General features: G+C 64.7%; 3 protein-coding genes and 2 pseudogenes. All 5 read left to right on the plus strand.

Annotated features, from left to right (window positions below):
• A pseudogene (locus tag WBV42_RS04020) lies at nucleotides 1-576 on the plus strand (argininosuccinate lyase); the annotation flags it as partial.
• 150 nt (nucleotides 577-726) lie between these two features.
• The gene (gene lysW / locus WBV42_RS04025) at nucleotides 727-891 is read left to right on the plus strand and encodes a lysine biosynthesis protein LysW (RefSeq protein WP_066140665.1); all 165 of its coding nucleotides are present in this window, start codon (nucleotides 727-729) and stop codon (nucleotides 889-891) included.
• Between the two features lies 1 nt (nucleotide 892).
• Entirely contained in the window at nucleotides 893-1,753 is an 861-nt protein-coding gene (lysX, locus tag WBV42_RS04030) for a lysine biosynthesis protein LysX (protein ID WP_423984893.1), read from the plus strand.
• Complete coding sequence (gene argC, locus WBV42_RS04035; RefSeq protein WP_423984894.1) at nucleotides 1,753-2,829, plus strand: N-acetyl-gamma-glutamyl-phosphate reductase; 1,077 nt, start codon at nucleotides 1,753-1,755, stop codon at nucleotides 2,827-2,829. The genes lysX and argC overlap by 1 nt, the downstream gene beginning before the upstream one ends.
• Nucleotides 2,826-3,050 (plus strand): annotated as a pseudogene (locus WBV42_RS04040) (acetylglutamate/acetylaminoadipate kinase); the annotation flags it as partial. The gene argC and the pseudogene WBV42_RS04040, both read left to right, overlap by 4 nt.

Raw genomic sequence — 3,050 nt, forward strand, 5'->3', positions numbered from 1 at the left:
GCGGTCGCGGGCGACGCTCACTCCGGACTGTCGGGACTGCTCACGACGCTGAAGGGACTGCCGCGCGCGTACAACCGCGACCTGCAGCGTGCGACCCCGCACGCGTGGGACGCCATCGACGCCGTGATCGACGCGACGGACGTCGCTGCCGGTGCGGTGGCGACCGCGACGTGGAACGAGGACGCACTCGCAGACGCCGCGGGGGAGGGCTTTTCGACGGCGACCGGCGTCGCCGACCTGCTGGCGATGTGCGGCGTGCCGTTCCGCACGGCCCACGAGGTCGTTGCGACGGCGGGAACGAGCGACTACGATGCCCTCGATGCCGCCGCCGAGGAAGTGCTCGGCGCACCGCTCGCCGAGTTCGTCGCACCGGAGGAAGTCGAATCGGCACTCAACGTGGAAGCGAGCGTCGCCATGCGCGATTCTGTCGGCGGTCCAGCGGCCGAGACGGTCGTCGAAGCGCTGGCGAACGCGAGGGCAACGCTCGTGGACGACGAAACGACGACGACCGAACTCGCCGAGTCGCTCGAAGCGGCCGGTGAAACGCTCCAGATGGAGGTAAACGACTATGCCTGAACTACCGCGACCCCTGCGTGGGGAATTACTTGATTACTAACTCAGAACCGCGGTATAAGCCTTCTACTTCCGTTAGACGGTAGTCCGAGCTTTTTCTTCATTATTAATAACGATGGATTTAAGTCCGATAGGGCGATACGGAAGAGTACAATGGTAGAATGCGTTGAGTGCGGAGCCGATGTGGCTTTGCACGACGATCTGGAAACGGGTGAAATCATCGACTGCGGCACCTGCGGTGTCGAACTGGAAGTCATCGACGTGAACCCGCCAGTCCTCGACCGAGCGCCGGAGCTCGAAGAGGACTGGGGGGAGTAACGTGCAAATAGGCATCCTCTACTCCAGGATTCGCCGCGACGAAAAGCTCCTCCTCGCGGAGCTCCGCGAGCGCGGACACGAGGTGACGAAGATCGACGTGCGCAAGCAGACGTTCGATCTGACCGAGCCACCTGAGGCCTTCGAGGGGCTCGACCTCGTCGTGGACCGCTGTCTGGCGACGAGCCGGAGCCTCTACGCCACGCAGTTCTGCGAGGCGTACGGGGTTCCCGTCGTCAACAGCCACGAAACCGCGGAGGTGTGTTCGGACAAGGCGAAGAACAGCCTCGCACTCGCGGGCGCGGGCGTCCCCACGCCCGAGACGAAAGTCGCCTTCACGACCGACAGCGCGATGGAGGCCATCGAAAGCTTCGGCTACCCGTGCGTCCTCAAACCCGTCGTCGGGTCGTGGGGTCGCCTGATGGCGAAAATCGACTCGCGCAGTGCGGCGGAGGCGATTCTGGAGCACAAGGCCACACTCGGCCACTACGAGCACAAGGTGTTCTACGTGCAGGAGTTCGTGGACAAGCCGGAACGCGACATCCGCGTCGTCGCACTGGACGGGAAGCCGGTCGCCGCGATGGTCCGCCATTCGGACCACTGGCTCACGAACGCCGCGAAGGGCGCGAAGACGGAAGAATTCGAACTCGACGCGGAAGCGAAGTCGCTGGTTGAGAACGCCAGTGACGCGGTCGGCGGCGGTCTCCTCGGCGTCGATTTGATGGAGACCGAGTCGGGCTACACCGTCCACGAGGTCAACCACACCGTCGAGTTCAAGGCGTTGAACGAGGCGGTCGAGACGGACGTCCCCGCCGCGGTCGTCGATTGGCTCGAAACGAAGGTTCCCGCGGAGGTGGTGGCCTGATGGCTACTGCGACCGACGCGGAGACGAATACGAGCGCCGAGGCGCTCTCGGCGACCGTCATCGGAGCCAGCGGGTTCACCGGCGGAGAACTGCTCCGCCTGCTCGCCGGACATCCGAACTTCGAGCTCGCACAGGCGACCAGCAGGGAGTACACGAACAAGACGCTCGGGTCGGTCCACCCGAATTTACGTGGGTCCGACCTGCGCTTTTCGGAACCGAGCGACCTCGAATCGGTGGACGTGCTGTTCGCCGCGACACCCCACGGCATCTCGATGGAGCACATCGATTCGTTCCGCGACGCCGCGGACACCGTGGTGGATCTGAGCGCTGACTTCCGCCTCGACACGGAAGAGGAGTACGACGAGTGGTACGACGGACACAGTTGTCCCGAATATCTGGACGAGGCGGTGTACGCGCTGCCCGAACTGACGCGCGAGGAACTGCCCGGTGCGGACCTCATCGCCGCGGGTGGCTGTAACGCCACCGCGACGCTGCTCGGCCTGTCGCCGCTGTTCGACGCGGGAATCCTCTTCGGAAGCGAGCAAGTCGTCGTGGACGTAAAAGTCGGCTCGTCGGAGGGCGGCGCGACGCCGAGCAAGGCGAGCAGCCACGTCGAGCGCTCGGGCATCGTCCGTCCCTACGCGCCGACGGGCCACCGCCACGAGGCCGAAATCAAGGGAATTCTGGGAACGAGCGTGTCGTTCACCGCACACGCCGTGGACATGGTTCGCGGAGCCTCCGCGACTTGCCACGTGTTCCCCGACAGTCCCGTATCCAAAGGCGACCTCTGGAAAGCGTATCGAGAGGCCTACGAGGACGAACCGTTCGTCCGCCTCGTCGCGGGCGGCGGCGGCGTCTATCGCTACCCGGAACCCAAGGCGGTCGCCGGGACGAACTACGCCGAGGTCGGGTTCGAACTCGACCCGAGTAACAAACGCATCGTCGTCTTCAGCGCCATCGACAACCTGATGAAGGGGTCGGCTGGACAGGCAGTCCACGCCGCCAACGTCGCGCTGGGATTCGAGGAAACAGCCGGATTGGAGTTCGAGGGACTACATCCCGTGGGAAGCCCATGACAGACGAATACAGCCGCGAGGAACTGCTGGCCGCACACGACCAACTCATCGACAACGACAACGACGACGGCCTCGTCACGGACGGCGGCGTGATCGAAGACGACGAACAAGACGACGCCCCAGTCGTCGTCAAAATCGGCGGCGCACGGGCGGTGAACCCCGACGGCGCACTGAGCGACGTCGCACACCTGACTGCCAACGGGCAGGACGTGGTGGTCGTC

The sequence above is a fragment of the Haladaptatus sp. genome (assembly GCF_049589095.1).
Lineage (GTDB): Archaea > Halobacteriota > Halobacteria > Halobacteriales > Haladaptataceae > Haladaptatus.